At 54.1% G+C, this 16,759-nt stretch carries 13 protein-coding genes; 4 read left to right on the top strand and 9 right to left on the bottom strand.

What is annotated here, in order from left to right; translation table 11 throughout:
* Window positions 1-52: 52 nt before the first annotated feature.
* From EU557_RS12120 to EU557_RS12095, 6 genes are all read right to left on the bottom strand, one after another.
* Window positions 53-409, bottom strand: coding sequence for a hypothetical protein (locus EU557_RS12120; RefSeq protein ID WP_135530713.1), 357 nt, complete (start codon window positions 407-409; stop codon window positions 53-55).
* A 328-nt stretch (window positions 410-737) separates the two neighbouring features.
* A complete protein-coding gene (locus EU557_RS12115; RefSeq protein ID WP_135530712.1) occupies window positions 738-1,370 on the bottom strand; it encodes an ABC transporter ATP-binding protein in 633 nt (210 codons plus the stop codon).
* 92 nt (window positions 1,371-1,462) lie between these two features.
* Complete coding sequence (gene lpxA, locus EU557_RS12110) at window positions 1,463-2,263, bottom strand: acyl-ACP--UDP-N-acetylglucosamine O-acyltransferase (RefSeq protein WP_135436638.1); 801 nt, start codon at window positions 2,261-2,263, stop codon at window positions 1,463-1,465.
* Between the two features lie 110 nt (window positions 2,264-2,373).
* On the bottom strand, window positions 2,374-3,768 hold the full coding sequence (locus EU557_RS12105) for a bifunctional UDP-3-O-[3-hydroxymyristoyl] N-acetylglucosamine deacetylase/3-hydroxyacyl-ACP dehydratase (protein ID WP_135530711.1): 1,395 nt from the start codon (window positions 3,766-3,768) through the stop codon (window positions 2,374-2,376).
* 133 nt (window positions 3,769-3,901) lie between these two features.
* Window positions 3,902-4,942: a UDP-3-O-(3-hydroxymyristoyl)glucosamine N-acyltransferase gene (lpxD, locus tag EU557_RS12100; RefSeq protein WP_135530710.1), complete on the bottom strand. Its 1,041-nt coding sequence runs from the start codon at window positions 4,940-4,942 to the stop codon at window positions 3,902-3,904.
* A 289-nt stretch (window positions 4,943-5,231) separates the two neighbouring features.
* Window positions 5,232-6,461, bottom strand: coding sequence for an HD domain-containing protein (locus EU557_RS12095; protein ID WP_135530709.1), 1,230 nt, complete (start codon window positions 6,459-6,461; stop codon window positions 5,232-5,234).
* 386 nt (window positions 6,462-6,847) lie between these two features.
* On the opposite strand from EU557_RS12095, the gene porX reads away from it, so the two are divergent.
* Window positions 6,848-8,413 (top strand): T9SS response regulator signal transducer PorX, encoded by a 1,566-nt coding sequence (porX, locus tag EU557_RS12090; protein WP_135436642.1) that lies wholly within the window; start codon window positions 6,848-6,850, stop codon window positions 8,411-8,413.
* Window positions 8,414-8,500: 87 nt separating this feature from the next.
* Here the strand turns inward: porX and EU557_RS12085 are convergent, their stop codons facing one another.
* Window positions 8,501-8,845: a TonB-dependent receptor plug domain-containing protein gene (locus tag EU557_RS12085; RefSeq protein WP_245326245.1), complete on the bottom strand. Its 345-nt coding sequence runs from the start codon at window positions 8,843-8,845 to the stop codon at window positions 8,501-8,503.
* Between the two features lie 216 nt (window positions 8,846-9,061).
* On the opposite strand from EU557_RS12085, the gene EU557_RS12080 reads away from it, so the two are divergent.
* The 3 genes from EU557_RS12080 (at window position 9,062) to EU557_RS12070 (ending at window position 11,181) form a co-directional block, all read left to right on the top strand.
* Window positions 9,062-9,709, top strand: a complete 648-nt coding sequence (locus tag EU557_RS12080) for a cysteine hydrolase family protein (protein ID WP_135530707.1) — start codon at window positions 9,062-9,064, stop codon at window positions 9,707-9,709.
* Between the two features lie 123 nt (window positions 9,710-9,832).
* Window positions 9,833-10,687 (top strand): DNA/RNA non-specific endonuclease, encoded by an 855-nt coding sequence (locus EU557_RS12075; protein ID WP_135530706.1) that lies wholly within the window; start codon window positions 9,833-9,835, stop codon window positions 10,685-10,687.
* Between the two features lie 140 nt (window positions 10,688-10,827).
* Window positions 10,828-11,181, top strand: a complete 354-nt coding sequence (locus tag EU557_RS12070; RefSeq protein WP_135530705.1) for a DUF3140 domain-containing protein — start codon at window positions 10,828-10,830, stop codon at window positions 11,179-11,181.
* A gap of 123 nt (window positions 11,182-11,304) precedes the next feature.
* On the opposite strand, the gene EU557_RS12065 is transcribed toward EU557_RS12070, so the two are convergent.
* Both EU557_RS12065 and EU557_RS12060 read right to left on the bottom strand, forming a co-directional pair.
* The gene (locus EU557_RS12065) at window positions 11,305-13,797 is read right to left on the bottom strand and encodes a TonB-dependent receptor domain-containing protein (RefSeq protein ID WP_135530704.1); all 2,493 of its coding nucleotides are present in this window, start codon (window positions 13,795-13,797) and stop codon (window positions 11,305-11,307) included.
* A 245-nt stretch (window positions 13,798-14,042) separates the two neighbouring features.
* The gene (locus EU557_RS12060; protein ID WP_245326244.1) at window positions 14,043-16,529 is read right to left on the bottom strand and encodes a TonB-dependent receptor; all 2,487 of its coding nucleotides are present in this window, start codon (window positions 16,527-16,529) and stop codon (window positions 14,043-14,045) included.
* Window positions 16,530-16,759 lie beyond the last annotated feature (230 nt).

The following is a 16,759-nucleotide window of genomic DNA, read 5'->3' as shown; positions in this document are numbered from 1 at the left end:
CCGGAGAAGGGCGTTTTGTTTGCTGCGTTATTTAGGCAATGCCAGCAGTAAATTAAAAATCGTCGTCATCGAAGCTTGAGCGACGGCCACTACGGGAGCTGCCGTAGCTGTCATCGTCGTCGTCATCGTCCGAGAAGTCGTCATCGTCGTCGATGCTGCTGAAGCCACGGCCACCATCCGGGTCTTCGGCGGCCTCAGCGGCCGTAAATTCTTCTTCGGTCATGCTGGCAAGGTCCAGGGCTTCGTCGTGCGAAGAGCCGGTATCACGCCACATCAGGTAATCGGCGTACTTGGCGGAAAGCTGATCTTCTGAATTACCGCGGGTTTTGCTACCGCCGGTCTTAGCGAAGGTATCTAGCTCGTCGTCATCGTCGAGGAAATCGTCGTCGAGGTCGTCGTATTGTCTCATGGCCTTGTCAGGGCGTAAGGGTGAAAGTATTCAGTTGAAAAAGGCGTTGCTCCGGCTGCGAAGATACGTGCGCAGCTGTTTAAATGGTTACGGTTGCGCTGCGCAGAAAATCTAAAATAGTGCTTATACGACAGAATCAGGCACTTCCAATGCGTTAATATATTTCACGTTGTAACCCCAACGGCTAAATTATTACTCCCCATAACTACGCTTTACTTCTCCCGTGTTGTGACATGAATACACCCTCTGTTCGCCTCTGTGAAGCCGATAGGCCTACGCGGCACAATTAATCCATAGAGCAGGACAGAGGTAGGTAGGCAAGGCCGTATTATCGCGCGGCCTTGGCGCCAAAATCTGTAATTAACAGCTGTTGCTCACAGAAATCGTACTCCTCCGGCACGTTGCTAGAAACGAGCACCGTGCGGCCCGTTAGCGTGGCGTTTACGTGCTCAAGATACCACTCCACGCCGGTGCGGTCAAGGTTAGTGGTGGGCTCATCGAGAAGCAGGAGCGGGGCCTCGGCGTACAGAGCCAGAGACAACTTGAGGCGCTGTTTCATACCGGAAGAAAAATCCCGCACTAGCTTGTGCCGAGACTTCTCCAGATACATTAAGCTGATGAGCTTTTCTGGGGTGAAGCCCGCCCGCAACGGCTTGAACCGGATGTGGAATTGCAGTAGCTCGGCAAGCGTTAATTCCTCAATCAGCTCCAGGTACGGCGCCGCGTAGGCCAGGTAAGCTGGAATTTCCTCTACTGGTATCAGCTTGCCCTGGTGCTCATAGGCCAGAGTGCCTGTTGAAGGGAGCAACTGCCCCGACAACGTGTTGAGCAGTGTGCTTTTACCCGCACCGTTTGGACCCAGAATAGCCGTAGCAGTACCCGGCTGAAACGTGTGCGTGAGGTCTCGGAAAATCCATTCCCGGGCGAAGCGCTTACTTAGCCCGGTAGCCGTTAGCTGCATGCTGTCTGAGCGTAGAATTGCAGAACCCAGAACGAAGAGGCCTAGCCAGATAGCTATGTCCTACTGCTCCGCTCTGGGTTCTCAAGTAATAATTACTCGGCGCCGTTGTTGCCATTGCGGGAGTAGCCTTTGATAACCCCCCGCCCCGAGTTGCGAATGAAATTAACCACTTCATCACGCTCCGGTGAAGGAGAAAGTTCTAGCTCAATCTGATCCAACGCCGCGGCATTGTTCAGGCCACTCAGGAACAACAAACGGTAGAGCTGCTGAATCTCAGCAATCTTCTGGTCAGAGAAGCCCCGGCGGCGTAGGCCTATGCTGTTGATACCGGAGTAGGTCAGAGGCTCTCGGCCCGCCTTTACGAAGGGCGGTACGTCCTTCCGAATCAGAGAACCACCCGAAATCATAGCGTGGGGGCCGATGCGCACGAACTGGTGCACCGCCGATGACCCGCCCACGATGGCGTAGTCGCCTATTTCAACGTGGCCGGCTACCTGCACCGTGTTGGCCAGAATGCAGTTGTCACCAATGATACAGTCGTGGGCAATGTGCACGTAGGCCATCAGCAGGCAGTTGGCGCCCACTACGGTCTTCAAGCGGTCAACGGTACCACGGTTCACCGTCACGCACTCCCGAATCACGGTGTTGTCGCCGATATGAACAGTGGTTTTCTCGCCGGCAAACTTCAGGTCCTGGGGAGTAGCAGCAATAACGGCGCCCGGAAAAATTTTGCAGTTCCGGCCAATGCGGGCGCCGGACATGATCGTCACGTTAGGGCCAATCCAGGTGCCTTCCCCGATTTCAACGTCCTTGTCAATGGTCGTGAAGGGCTCTACTACTACGTTTTGCGCAATTTTAGCCTCGGGGTGAATGTAGGCGAGTGGCTGATTCATTCTTTTCAATTAACAATGAATAATGAGCAACGAATGATGGAGATTGTATGAGCACGCTTCACGAAAATGGAAATACCCGCTCATGCTCCTGATTCATTGTTCATTGACATTTAAGCGTCTTTCCGGATGATGCTGGCCGACATTTCGGCTTCCATCACAACTTTGCCGTTCACGTAGGCTTTACCGCTCATTTTGGCGATGCCCCGCTTCACGGGAGCCGTGAGGGTACACTTGAAAATGATGGTGTCGCCGGGGATAACCTTGCGGCGGAAGCGGCAATTTTCGATTCCCAGGAAGTAGGTCCAGTAGTTCTCGGGGTCGGGCACGGTGTTCAGTACCAAAATCCCGCCAGTTTGGGCCATAGCCTCAATTTGAATCACACCGGGCATCACCGGGTTGCCGGGGAAGTGGCCTACGAAGAAGGGCTCGTTCATCGTCACATTCTTCACACCGGTCACCGTATGGGCATCTAGGTGAATGATTTTGTCGATGAGCAGGAACGGATAGCGGTGGGGCAAGGTGGCCGCTATCTGGTTGATGTCCATCACCGGCTGCCGGGATGGGTCGTAGCTGGGGATGGGGCTGCTATCAGCCTCCATCATCTTTTTCTTAATGCGCTTTGCGAAGGCTACGTTAGCAGCATGGCCGGGCCGGGCTGCCAAGATTTGGCCTTTCAGCGGACGACCCACGAGGGCCAAGTCACCAACCAGGTCGAGGAGCTTGTGGCGGGCAGGCTCATTTTTGTGGCGCAGGTCCACGTTGTTTAGGATGCCTTCCTTCTTAACGGCTACCTTGGGCTTACCCAGCATGGTAGCAAGGTCGCTCAGTTCGCTTTCGCTCACTACGCGGTCAACCACCACAATAGCGTTGCTCAGGTCGCCGCCTTTGATGAGGTTTTGCTTGTAGAGAGCTTCTAGCTCATGCAGGAAGCAGAAAGTGCGCGAAGAGGCAATTTCACTCTCAAACTGCGAGATATCCGTCAGGGAGGCGTGCTGGGAGCCTAGTACCGGTGAGTTATAGTCTACCATCACCGTGAGGCGATAGTTGTTGAGGGGCAGGCCCGCAATTTCCACGGCCCGAGCGTTGTCCACATAGCGGATTTCGTCGGGAATCTCGAAGTAGTTACGCAGAGCGTTCTGCTCTTCTAGGCCTACTTCACTTAGGGGCTTGATGAACTCGTAGCTGGAGCCATCCATGATGGGAGGCTCAGGGCCATCCAACTGAATCAGCACGTTATCGATTTGCAAACCAACCAGCGCGGCCAGCGTGTGCTCTACCGTGTTTACGCGAGCACCATTTTGCTCAATGGTGGTACCGCGGGAGAGGTCAACCACGTTGTCAACATCGGCGTCCACGATGGGCTGGCCGGGTAAATCAACGCGCTGAAACTTATATCCGTGGCCTACGGGAGCGGGGCAGAACGTCATGGTGGCCTGCACGCCGGTGTGAAGGCCAATGCCACTCACGGTGACGGGGGCCTTTATCGTATGTTGCTTGTCGTTCATCTAATGAAGCTAGAAGCCAGAAGCTCGGAGCTAGAAGGTGCTGAAGAGAAGAGGAAAAAGAAAAGCTGGAAGCTAGAAGCCATGTGGTTGCCTTCTAGCTTCCAGCTTCTGTCTTCTAACTTCTCGTGCAAAGCTAGGACTTTTCCGGTTGAGCCTGCTTACGTGCCAATTCATCTACCCGGCGTTCCAACTCGGGCAGGCGGCGGAAGATGGCATTAGCGCGCAGACTATCACGAAGATTGAAGGCGGGAGAGCCCTGCAGCAGCACGCCTTCCTCCTTAATAGACTTGCCCACCCCTGATTGAGCCGTGACGGTAGTTCGGTTGGCCAAGGTGAGGTGACCCGCTAGGCCAGTCTGCCCTGCCAGCACGCAGAAGTCGCCGATTTTGGTGGAGCCCGAAATGCCTGATTGCGAGGCAACCACAGTGTGGCGGCCAATTTCTACGTTGTGCGCAATCTGCACCAGGTTGTCAATCTTGGCACCTTCCCGGATGATGGTTGAGCCCATGGTAGCGCAGTCGATGGTGGCGTTAGCTCCAATACTCACGTTATCTTCCAGCACCACGTTGCCAATCTGCGGGATGGTGCGGTAGGAGCCATCGGGCTGGGGCGCGAAGCCGAAGCCGTCGGAGCCAATTACGGCACCGGCGTGCACCGTGCAGCGGGCACCAATTATGGTTTCGGCGTAGATTTTAGCGCCCGCATAAATGATGGTGCCATCACCAATCTTGCACCGGTCGCCAATAAAGGCGTGGGGAAAAATCACTACATCTTGCCCAATCTCGCAGTTCTCCCCAATGTAGGAGAAGGCCCCACGGTAATGATTTTCGCCGATGCGGCTGCCGGCGCCCATATAAGCGGGCTCTTCCACGCCACGCTTGCCAGTGCGGGTAGCCTGCTGATAAAACTCTAGCAGCGTAGTAAAGCTGGTGTAGGGGTCATCCACGCGAATGAGGGCGGCCTGGGTGGGCTGCTTCAGCTCCAGCGTACGACTGACTATTACGGCGGTGGCGCCGGTAGTATAGAGGTAGTGCTCGTACTTCAGGTTCGACAGAAAGGAGAGGGAGCCGGCTTGGGCTTCTTCAATCTTTGCCAGCCGATCTACGTGCTGGGTGCTGTCACCTTCGACTGCTCCGTGCAGTACTTCTGCTATCTGGCCTACGGTAAATTCCATCGGGCAAAAGTAGGAGTTTCTTGTTTCTGGATGTTGATTTCCGATAGATGGAAGGAGCGCTTACCCTAAACTAAGCAGTATGCTTAGCCAGTTATCGTCTAGGCCTACATCTCCAACTTTCAGTAAATCAGCTGGACAGTAAAGCCGAGTTAGGTAGCATGCCCTTATGAACACTGGGAGAAACTCTCATTGCTACTCTAAAGGAGTAGCAACGAGAGTTCCTGCTTGAGCTCAGATGGAACGTAGTGGCAAGCCAGGTGCCGCCGCTAGGCCTATAACGCGCTCAGCGTTAAAGAATTTCCTTAGGGTAACAGATATAATGCTTCTCCACTCGCTGGCCTAGCGCCTTAATATTGGGCAAGTCAGAAGCCTCCGCTACGTTCACCACTTTGCCGCGCTTTGTGAGCACATCAATGGTGTCTTGTCCATCGGCGTCGTAGGCGTTGTTACTGATGCGGCCTGCAATCATCAACTGGGCCGCTTCGTCGTGGGGCAAGCGGAAATGCTCAGCAATCAGCTCAATAATTCCCAGCTTAAATTCTTCCTCAAAGGGCTCCGACTGCAGACTGATCTTGAACAAGTGGCGGTCGAGCAGGCTTTGAGCCAGGTAGTTTAGTACGGTGTCGGGGTGGTCGGCCCAGAGCTTCACGGCGCTCCACACGTCGGTGTCATCGAGACGGGTGAAGCGGCGCAAAATTTGGTCGTCCTGCTCAAACTCCTTCTGCGAAACATTCCTTGACAAAAAGAAGTGGAGCGCGGGCGAAGCTGGTACGTGATGCCCGGCGCGCACCAGGTCGCGAGCCCGCTGCATAATCCGGATAACCATCTGCTCCGCCGACGTTACCGTTTTGTGCAGGTACACCTGCCAGTACATCAGGCGGCGGCTCACCAAGAAGTTCTCAATGCTATACACCGCTTTTTCTTCTAGCACCAGTCGCTCGTTTACCACCGTGAGCATTTTGATGAGGCGGTCGGCGCCGGGGCGGCCTTCTTGTACCCCAGTGTAAAAGGAGTCGCGGTTGAGGTAATCTAGGCGGTCCATATCCAGCTGGCTGCTCACCAACTGGTGGAAGAAGGGGCGGGTATAGGTGCCCTCAAAGATCTGTATGGCCAGATCGAGCGCCCCGTGGTGTTCCGCGTTGAGCTTGCGCATGAGGTGGAGGCTCAGCTCTTCGTGGTGCACTTCATGGAAGATGCTGCGTTCCAGGGCATGGGAGAGGGGGCCGTGGCCGATATCGTGCAGCAGAATGGCCGCCATTGCGGCCTCACCTTCCTTGGCTGAAATCTTGATACCTTTGTCTTTCAGTGTCCGCAGGGCCAGCGTCATCAGGTGCATAGCCCCCAATGCGTGGTGAAAGCGCGTGTGCAGAGCCCCTGGGTAGACAAACATGGTCAGGCCCAACTGCTGAATGCGGCGTAGGCGCTGGAAGTAGGAATGCTCGATCAGGTCGAACAGCAACTCGGTAGGAATCGTGACGAAGCCGTAGACCGGGTCGTTGAAGATTTTCTTTTTATTCATCAGGGCAGGAGCGCGAAGCGTAAGCTTCGGGCCTCGAAGAACGATGGGGTTTGGTAGAAGGACTAGGCCAGTCGGGAGAGTAAAACGCGGAGTTGGTGTATAACTCAATTGCCTTTAGAAGCTGAAATCAACAATTTTCAGCTTCTTTACAGCGGAGTTAACGCCGAAATATTGGATTAGGGTAATTTTTGAAAACCAAAAACTAGGGATTGGCAGTAAAGCTACTTACGAAACCTCATTTGCAACGGGTCCAGGCATTCTGTGCTCTTTAGCCCGAACGCCCTTGGCCAGCAGTTGAGCCGTGTTTTTCCATTCCCAACCCGCCGGTAGGCCACTCTAGGCCACTACGAAGGGTTGTTTTCAAAGCGTAAACCTTTCCACTCTATATGCAACGTTACAGCATCCTCTGGGCCGACGACGAAATCGACCTCCTGAAACCCCATATTCTCTTTCTGCAGGAAAAAGGCTACGACGTAACCGGCGTAAACTCCGGGGCCGACGCCATTGAGCAGATTCAGGAGCAGACCTACGACATCGTGTTCCTGGATGAAAACATGCCGGGCCTGACGGGCCTGGAAACCCTCACTGAAATCAAAGCCACTCGGCCTACCGTGCCCGTGGTAATGATTACCAAGAGTGAGGAAGAGCACATTATGGAATCGGCCATCGGGGCCAAAATTGCCGATTATCTCATCAAGCCCGTAAACCCGAGCCAGATTCTGCTTTCGGTGAAGAAGGTGCTCGATAACAAGCGCCTGGTAAGTGAGGCCACCAACAGCGGTTACCAGCGCGATTTCCGTCAGCTGGGCATGCAGCTCTCCGACCGGCTCAGCCCCTCAGAGTGGGCCGATGTGTACAAAAAGCTGGTGTACTGGGAGCTGGAAATTGCCGAAACCGAAGGCAAGAGCATGGCCGACGTGTTCAATATGCAGAAGGACGAAGCCAACACCTACTTCGGCCGCTTCATCACGGAGAACTACGAGGACTGGATCAATGGCGACGAAGAAGCGCCGCTGATGTCGCACCAGCTGTTTAAGGAGCGCGTGTTCCCGATGCTCAAGGAAACCGGCGATACCCCCGTGTATTTCCTGCTCATCGACAACCTGCGCTACGACCAGTGGAAGGTGCTGGAGCCCATCATCGCCGAGATGTTTACAGTAGACTCTGAGGAAACCTACTACAGCATTCTGCCCACCACCACGGCCTACGCCCGCAACGCCATCTTCTCGGGCATGATGCCCGGCGAGATTCAGAAGAAGTACCCCAACCTGTGGGTGTGGGATGACGACGACGAAGGCAAGAACATGCACGAGGCGGAGTTCATGGAAATTATGTTCCAGAAAGCCGGCCAGAAACATAAGTTCAGCTACAACAAGGTGACCAACCTGCAAGCTGGCAAAGATTTGCTGGGCAAGATGGCCAACCTGCACAACAACTATAAGCTGAACGCCATCGTCTACAACTTCGTGGACATGCTCTCCCACGCCCGCACCGACATGGCCATGATTCGGGAGCTAGCCGCCGAGGAATCTGCGTACCGCAGCATTACCAAGTCGTGGTTCCTGCACTCGCCGTTGTATGAAATGCTGCAGGTAATTGCCGAGAAGAAGGGCAAGCTCATCATCACCACCGACCACGGCACCATCCGCGTGAAGCGCCCTTATAAAATTGTGGGCGACCGAAACACCAACACCAACTTACGCTACAAGCACGGCAAAAACCTCGGCTTCGACGACTCGCGCGACGTGTACACGGTGCGCAAACCGGAGCACATCTTCCTGCCCCGCGAGAACGTGAGCACGGCTTACGTATTTACTGTTGGCGACTACTTCTTCGCCTACCCCAACAATTACAACTACTACGTGAACTACTACAAGGACACGTTCCAGCACGGCGGCATTTCTTTGGAGGAATGCATCATCCCGTACGTGGTGCTCAGCCCTAAAGGGTAAAAGTCTAGGCCAGTAGTAAGCGAAAAGCACGGAGTGGGTTGCAATGCAGCTCGCTCCGTGCTTTTTGCTTACTACTGGCCTAGCAGGTCACTTCTTCAGCCTAAAACGCCTTTTCATAGTGATGATAAGAACGCCGTTTGCAGCGCGTGAACCATAGATGGCTGTGGCTTGTGCACCCTTTAAAACGTCAATCTTCTTTATTCCATTAGGATTTAACGCCGCAAACTGCTCTCGCGAAACTGGTATCCCATCTACTATATGCAGTGGTTCATTACCAACTGGCAGAGAGGATGCACAGATTATACGAATAACCTTTTGGGTCGAGTCGGGACGTGGGTCCCTTATTGCTTGGGAAGAAGTTGGCAGTTGGGCGCAGGTGGTTTGTGCAAATAGTAGCAACAGGCCTACAATAAACGGAAGTCGGAAAAGCATACAGATGAGAGCTAGAATACTGAGCAGATGTTGAGCGACAAAGACGTTAGGGCTATGTCTTTCTGGTAGATGCCGCAACTGGCTCCATTCCATACACGAGCGATTTAAGAACACAATTTCTTAATGCTATTTACTCTCGGAGACCCTGCTGAGACCTTGCTTTCGGCGCTAGCAATCAGTAACTTGTTCTATATACTCTTCAAAATGTTCTGTGCTATGAACCCAACCACTACTGCTATAATTCTTATTGAGTTTCAGAACGATTTTACTACCCAAGGCGGCTCTTTGCATGAGGCCGTGCGCACGGTGATGAAGCAAACCAATATGCTCCAGCACACCCAGGATTTGGTGCGCCAAGCACGCCTAGCTGGGGCTCTAATACTGCATGTGCCCATTAGCTTTACTGAAAACTATCGGGAACTGCGCCATCGGCCGTATGGCATCCTGAAGGGAGTTGTAGATAGCAACTCCTTCCGCCAAGGCTCTTGGGGTGCCGAAATTGTAGATGAGTTGAAGCCTCAACCCGAAGACATTGTGATTGAGGGCAAACGTGGCCTAGATGGCTTCCTGAGTACCAATCTGGATTTTGTGCTGCGTCAGAGCGGTATAACGAACGTAGCATTGGCCGGTTTCTTGACTAATTGCTGCGTGGAGTCAACAATGCGTACGGCGTATGAGTACGGATACTGCGTGTATACTCTCACCGACTGCACCGCTACTGTGAGTGAGGAAGAGCAGCGCTTAGCCTGCGAGAAGAACTTCCCAATGTTTTCGCAGCCAGTCACGCACACGGAATTTTTGGAGCAGTTGCTGGCAGGGCAGGAGGGTGAAGCAGAAGTGGCAGGCAACAACTACTATCACTAGCGCACTGGCCTACAAGACTTTTGACCCGGTTTCCTGTAGGTGACTTGCCCTAAAGAGGTGCAATAAATTAGAAGATTAAGTATAATAAAGCGGCGTTTTTGTGTGGTTGTGTACCTTTCAGGCATGAAACAACTACAAAAGCTCAGCTACCTGCTGTTTGTGCTAGCAGCGGTTACTAGTTGCGACTCTAGTAATTCATCAGATCCTACTCCCACTTCCAGCAGCGTTCATCTCACGCTAGGCAACCCAAGTGGCGCCGTAGCAGATGTGAAGCAGCCGACTAACTACCTGTTGGTTAAGCCGCAGTACGTGCTTAGCTACCACCGCGATAGAGGAATTCCGAACTGGGTCAGCTGGCACCTCGATAAGAGTTGGCGTGGTTCAGCAGCTCGGCAGGATGATTTCCGGGCCGACGAGGCATTGCCGGCGGGGTGGTACCGGGTGCAGGCCAGCAGCTACACTGGCTCCGGCTTCGACCGCGGGCATAATTGCCCGTCCGCCGACCGGACAAAAACAGCAGCTGATAACTCGGCTACGTTCCTGATGACGAATATGATGCCTCAGGCGCCGCGTAGCAATCAGCAAACGTGGGCCCGACTAGAGGAATACTGCCGCTCCCTGGTGAATGATGATAAGGAGCTCTACATCTTATGTGGAAGCTATGGGAGAGGAGGAACTGGTGCTAACGGGGGCGTAACGCAGACTATTGATGATGGGCACGTAACCGTGCCTCGCCGCTGCTGGAAGGTAATAGTGGTGCTGCCCACGGGTGATAACGATGTTGCACGTGTGAGCACCAGTACGCGGGTTATTGCCATCGACACCCCCAACGATAATAGCATCAGCAGCAATTGGGAGCAGTACCGGGTGAGTGTTGATGCTATTGAAGCAGCTACTGGCCTAGACTTATTATCGGCGGTTTCTACGTCTGTGCAGTCGAAGCTGGAGAGCACCGTTGATACCGGCCCCACCGAATAGCCCCTTAGCCTACGGCCATAGAGTGAGCAGCAGAAAACCGTCAGCAAGACAAAGAGTTGTATAAACTGCCGAGGTAGGCTTACGTAATAAAAACAGAGTCCCGCTGGTTGGCGGGCTCTGTCACTTAACTCTATACGCGTATGGCAACTACTGCATCTTCTGCCTCGGATATCTACTCCGAGTTTAAGCAGGACGTGAACATGACCGCCGGTGAGCTGGAAAAATGGCTCAAGACTGAAGAATCTAAGTCTGTAGGCCAGGATAGTGGCGACGGCACCAGCATAGGGCATAAATCGGGAGAGCATATCATCCAGATCCTGCATAAGAAGAAGGCTGACCTCACCGCCGATGATGAGGCGCACATGCACAAAGTGCACAGCTACGTGAGCCGCCACCTTGGCCAGGGCCCACATCATGAGGAAGATATAGAAACGTCGCGGTGGCGTTACTCTCTGATGAATTGGGGGCACGATCCTTTAAAGGATAAGAAGTAGCCTAGGCCTTGAGCCCGACACCCCAACGGCCGTGCAGCAAGCAGAAACAACTGGTGACAATTGTTTCCGCTTGCTGCACGGCCGTTGGGGTGTAAAGCACTATAAGCTCCTAGGCCACTACGCTTAACCGGCCCGGCGTTTTTCGTCCTCCGCGCCGCCCGTACGGCGGCGGTTAGGGCTTACCTTATCATTGCCAAAGCGGTAGGCGAAGGAGAGAGTCACTACGCGGGAGTCTTGGCGCTGATAGAAGTACTCCACGTAGTTGGCGTAGGCTGAGGTAGCTCGAACAGGGCTAGTAAAGAAGATATCAGTCATATTCAGCTTCAGCGTGCCTTTACGCTCCCACACTGATTTTTGTACGCCCACTGCTACTTGGCCTTGGGGGCGCACATCGAGGAAGCCATAAACTTCCCGCGACTGATACGAGCCGCTCAAGTCCGCTGCCCACCCCTTGCCAAATGCGAACGAGCTATTGCTAGTCAGGTTGAAGGCAGCCCGGCCCCGGTTGAGGTTTGTACCGGCTAGGTTGCCCGTAAAACGGGAGTAGTATACCACCGCGTTGTTGTAGATACTCCAGCCTTTTCTCGGTTCCAAGGGCACCGTCAGATTTAGGGCGTAGTACTCCTGAGCCTGCAGGTTTACGCTGGTAGATACTACCTGCTGCCGTCCTTCGGAGGAAGGAGCGGGCTGCACCACCTGAATGATGGGCAGGTGGGTGTTGGTATAGTTGAGGCCAGTAGTAAACTTCTGCTTGAAGGTGTGGTTCAGCTCCACGTTGTAGCTCGTTTGGGGGCGCAGGTTGGGGTTGCCAGAGCCATAGGTGGTAGCATCAATGTACACCCGGAAGGGGTTGAGCTGGTTGTAGCTAGGCCTATCGATCCGGCGGCTTAGTGAGAGCGATACCTCATGGTCTTTGCTTAGCTGGCGCTTAAGGGCCGCGCTGGGAAACAGTTGGAAGTAGTTCCGGTCGAAGCCCTCGTTGCCTACCGCCTGGCGACCAGTGGCATTCGTTTGCTCGCCGCGCAGACCGGCCGTGAGCGTAAGGCCCGGCTGTGGCGTGAAAGTCAGCGTGCCGTACGCCCCATTAATATTCTCATTATAGCGGAACCGGTTGGTTTTGCCCACATCCACTGAGTCTAGGCCACTCCGGCTGAGATTGTTGAGGAAGAGCACATCATTATCAGAATATACCTGGCTGATTTTGGCTCCGGCCTCCAAACGCAGCTGCTTGCTGAGGGTTTGCACGTAATCAGCCTTTACCGATTTTATGGAAAGCTCGCCTTCCTGGTCGCCGCGGAGCACAAAGGGCGGACGGCTGCCTTCGTACTGGGTAGTTAGGTTTTGGGTCCGGACGGTGGAGTAGCGGGCAATATCAGCATCGGCAGTTAATTCACGAGTACCACCTGAGTCGGCCGGAAAGGTATGTTTGAAGTTTAGGTTAGCGGCACCATTGGGAGAGTGGGAGGTACGCACATTGCTAGACCGATACGTTTCGAGTAGGCCACCATCGGCGTCAAAAAATTGCGTGAGATTAGTACCTCTTTGGGGTACTTGGTTGGTAAAGCCATTTACCGCTACCCCCAAAGTGGTACGCTCCGAAAGCGTATAGTCGAGGCCGGCCTTGGCGGCGTGGTTGCGGCCGTGCACCTGAATCCGGTTTTCCTGCTCACTACTGCCCGTAAACGTGCGGCTGACTTGGTTGTCACCTAAGTCCCGCACCGCAAAGAAATCGCGGCTGATGGTTAGCAGGGGCTGGTTTTGGCGGTCAGCGTATGTGTAGCTGCCGAAGATGTTCAACCCTTTACGGCGGTGATTCATCGAGAGGGTAGACGTAAACTTACCCCCAAAGAAGCTGCGCCCGTAGCTGGTGTTCACGCTGCCGTTGGTGCCCAGGCGCTGATCCTTTTTTAAGTTGATGGCAATGATGCCGGCTCCACCCTGGGCATCATACTTGGCCGGTGGGTTGGTAATCAGCTCAATGTTTTTAAGCTGCTCGGCTGGCAGAGCGCGTAAGTAATCCGCCAGTTCCGAGCCAGTCATGGGCTGCCGCTTGCCATCAATGAGCACCAGTAGGCCCTGTTTGCCGCGTAACGCCAGGTTATCATTCCCATCAACGGTTACCCCAGGCGCCCGGCGAAGTACATCAAGGGTAGTATTGCCGGCGGCGAGGGTGCTATTCTCTACATTGACGATTGTGCGGTCAGCTTCCCGTTCATAAAGCGGCTTCTGCCCAACCACTGTCACTTCCTTTAAATTGGTAGCGCCGCTGGCCTGTAGGGTGAGTGTGAGGGGAGAACTGCTGGCCGCGGGCAACTCAAAGGGTTTACTCCAGGCGCGCAAAAACCCTACCTGCGAAGCCGATAGTACATAGCGTCCCGCCACTGCCGTCTCGAATCGGAAGCTACCCTTGTCGTCGCTAAACTCTGATTTCACCACGGTTGAGTCGCTGGCCCGGTGTAGCACTACGGTGGCATACTCTATTGGAAGGCCAGCGGTGCTTTTTACGCTCCCCGTTAATCCGCCGGTAGTTTGGGCGTGAGCGTAGCTGCTGTACATAACACTTAAGAGCGTAAGAAACAGAGGCCTAGGGAGCAGCTCAAATGACAAAGTGTTCATGACAAAGGATGGGTTCGGTTAAGTGAAACCTTTAAGGTTACTGATAATAATATGTTGTATCATAAAGATGTATGCTATGTCATAATGGTTGCCTGGCTACTAAACTTTTCTTGATGTAAACTCATCTGGATAGGAACAGGCCTAGCAAAACCGGTCTGGTGACGAGAAAAACAGCAGTACCTATCAGGCAACAAAAAAGCCGCTCTGCTAGGCAGGGCGGCTTCAGGGGCGATGCTTTACGGTTACTACTGCACGTTTCCGGCGCGGCGCTTTTCATCCTCGGCACTAGTTGCACGCTTACGAGAAGGAGCCACCTTATCATTACCAAAGCGGTAGTTGAAAGCCAGAGTGGCCACGCGCGAATCTTGGCGGTTGCGGAAGGTTTCCTGCAGAGGAACGTAAGTAGCAGTGGATCGCAGGGGAGCGGTATAGAATATATCGGTCACGTTAAATCGAAGGGAGGTATGACTGCCCAGACCCTTTTGCACCCCCGCCGCAAGCTGCCCGAAAGATTTAACCCGCTCAAAAGCATACCGCTCGGGCGTGTGGTAGTTGCCATTGAGGTCGAGGGTCCAGCCTTTACCCAGCGTTACACTGGCATTGCTGCTGAAAATAGCGGCCGGACGAGCAGCAGCAGGCCTAGAACCATCGGTTAATTGCCCGTCGAAATAAATGTAGAATACCTCAGCGTTGGCGTAGAGGTTCAGCCATTTGGTGGGTTTGAGCGGAGCCGTAAACGTAAAAGCGTAGTAGTGCTGAGCGCTCAGGTTCTCAAAGGTAGCTACCACCAAACCGTCAGCATCCAATCGGCTTACCCCCACAATAGGGCGGGAGGTTCGCGTATAGCTCATACCCGTAACGAGCTTCTGTTTGAAGGTATGCGTGAGCTCGGCCACGAGGCTGGTTTGGGGCCAGAGGTTGGGGTTGCCACTCCGGTAAGAAACAGCATCGATATAGGAGCGGAACGGATTTAGCTGGGCGTTGTACGTGGGGCGGTCTATACGGCGGCTAAATGTCAAGGACAGCGTATGGGCAGGGCTGAGGGTGCGCTCAAGGCTCAGGTTAGGAAACAGCTGAAAGTAGTTTCGGGTGAAACTGGCGTTGCCTACAGTTTGCCGGCCCTCTACTGCCGTTTGTTCGCCACGTAGGCCAGCCGTAAGCGTCAGCCCTGGCCGGGTGTGCGATAAGGTGGCATACCCCGCCCGAATGTCTTCATCGTAATGAAACTGATTGGTACTCCGCGGGTCTACAACCAAGGTGCCGTCCTTGTCTTGGAGGAATAAAACATCATTATCGGAATTAACCCGACTGATCTTTACCCCGGCCTCTAAGCGCAGATGGTGGCGCAGGGGCCGGATGTAGTCGGCTTTGCCCGACCAGATGGACAGCTGGCCATTCTGGTCCCCGATGAGGCGAGTCTTCAGCACAGACGGTAGGTCATAGGACGTGAAGAGGTCAAGGTCGCGGTAGGTGCCGTAGTGGCCGTAGTCAAAATCGGCCGAAAGTTCTGGGGTACCCAGAGAATCAGGAGTGAAGCGGTGGCGTACCGAAAGGTTAGCCGTTTGGTTAGGCGTGCGTAGGTTGCGGTAGTTATCAGAAGTGAAGTGCGTCGTGGGCACCCACGCCGGGTCCAGAAATTGGCCCGTGTTAGCCCCTTGGGAAGGAACACGGCTGCTTAGGCCACTTACAGCCACTCCCAGTTGGGTATTCTTAGAAAGGGTATAGTCGAAGCCCGTGCGCCAGGTATGCGACTGTAAATGCCCCCGCGTATCATTGTACAGCAAGCTTCGGCTGCGAACTTGGCCGCCATCCTGAAAATATGTTCGGGAGAAGTTGAGCCGCTGAAAGCTCTGCCGATCGGCGTAAGAATACGTGGCAAACAGATTGATATTCTTTTGCCGATGATTAAGAGAGAAGCCCGAGGTGAACTTGCCATATTGCCCGCGCCCGTAGCTGGTGTTCACGCTGCCATTGGTGCCCAGGCGTTGATCCTTTTTTAAGTTGATGGCGATAATACCGGCTCCCCCTTGGGCATCATACTTGGCCGGCGGGTTGGTAATCAGCTCAACACTCCGGACCTGCTCGGCAGGTAATGCCCGGAGGTAGTCGGCAAGTTCAGTCCCGATAAGGGGCACCCGCTTGCCATCAACCAGGATCAGGAGCCCACTCTTTCCCCGCAATGCCAGGTTATCATTACCCCCCACCGTTACGCCTGGCGCACGGCCCAGCACATCCAACATGGTGTTACCGGCACTTAGGGGAGTGCCTTCTACATTGACCACGGTACGGTCGGGGAGGCGCTCAAATTGTTCCTTTTGAGCCGTAACGGTAACGCCTTTCAAGCTAGTGGCCGCCGTAGCTGCCAGTTCCAGAGCAGGCAGCGAAAGACCCTCAGCAGGTAGTTCAAAAGCCTGCGTCCAGGTGCGGCCATAGCCCACCAGCGCCCCAGATACTACATAACGACCGGGAGGTGCAAGTAGCAGATAGGCCCCTTGGCTATCACTGAATTCGGTTTTCACGGCCACTGAGTCGGTAGCCCGGTGCAGGGTAAGCGAAACGTATTCGAGGGGGCCGCCAGAAGCCGCGCGAACCAAGCCGCGCACCGGAGCCGACTGGCCCTGAGCAAACAAAGAAACGGGAAGCAGCACTACACTAGCTAACAGCCCCAAACGGCCCAGAGAACTGGGCAAAGCAAATGGCATAGACACGATGAGTTGGTTGTGAAGCAACATCGTGCAATAGGTTTGGAAAGGAGGGATGGCACCTAGAAGAAGTCGCTACTCCGCTACCAGAATGCAGGTCAGTTGATCGGAAAGATAGGCATATTACCCATTTTAGGAAAACTTTGACCGCCGTGTATGCCAGCCTGCTCATTTAAAATTCATATATAAGCGCAACGCCCTGCTCACATCCAGGTAGGGTGAGCAGGGCGTTGCTATAAACTGCTAGAGATGAAGCAGTA

This window comes from Hymenobacter wooponensis, from assembly GCF_004745865.1.
Lineage (GTDB): Bacteria > Bacteroidota > Bacteroidia > Cytophagales > Hymenobacteraceae > Hymenobacter > Hymenobacter wooponensis.
This window is presented reverse-complemented; position numbering and strand designations above follow the sequence as displayed.

Excerpts from the sequence above, each read along its gene's own strand:
- porX (WP_135436642.1), top strand. The coding sequence starts at position 6,848 with ATGCAACGTTACAGCATCCTCTGGGCCGACGACGAAATCGACCTCCTG.
- EU557_RS12115 (WP_135530712.1), bottom strand. The coding sequence starts at position 1,370 with ATGCAGCTAACGGCTACCGGGCTAAGTAAGCGCTTCGCCCGGGAATGG.
- EU557_RS12095 (WP_135530709.1), bottom strand. The coding sequence starts at position 6,461 with ATGAATAAAAAGAAAATCTTCAACGACCCGGTCTACGGCTTCGTCACG.
- lpxD (WP_135530710.1), bottom strand. The coding sequence starts at position 4,942 with ATGGAATTTACCGTAGGCCAGATAGCAGAAGTACTGCACGGAGCAGTC.
- EU557_RS12065 (WP_135530704.1), bottom strand. The coding sequence starts at position 13,797 with ATGAACACTTTGTCATTTGAGCTGCTCCCTAGGCCTCTGTTTCTTACG.
- EU557_RS12120 (WP_135530713.1), bottom strand. The coding sequence starts at position 409 with ATGAGACAATACGACGACCTCGACGACGATTTCCTCGACGATGACGAC.
- EU557_RS12070 (WP_135530705.1), top strand. The coding sequence starts at position 10,828 with ATGGCAACTACTGCATCTTCTGCCTCGGATATCTACTCCGAGTTTAAG.
- EU557_RS12080 (WP_135530707.1), top strand. The coding sequence starts at position 9,062 with ATGAACCCAACCACTACTGCTATAATTCTTATTGAGTTTCAGAACGAT.
- EU557_RS12060 (WP_245326244.1), bottom strand. The coding sequence starts at position 16,529 with ATGTTGCTTCACAACCAACTCATCGTGTCTATGCCATTTGCTTTGCCC.
- EU557_RS12105 (WP_135530711.1), bottom strand. The coding sequence starts at position 3,768 with ATGAACGACAAGCAACATACGATAAAGGCCCCCGTCACCGTGAGTGGC.
- lpxA (WP_135436638.1), bottom strand. The coding sequence starts at position 2,263 with ATGAATCAGCCACTCGCCTACATTCACCCCGAGGCTAAAATTGCGCAA.
- EU557_RS12075 (WP_135530706.1), top strand. The coding sequence starts at position 9,833 with ATGAAACAACTACAAAAGCTCAGCTACCTGCTGTTTGTGCTAGCAGCG.
- EU557_RS12085 (WP_245326245.1), bottom strand. The coding sequence starts at position 8,845 with ATGCTTTTCCGACTTCCGTTTATTGTAGGCCTGTTGCTACTATTTGCA.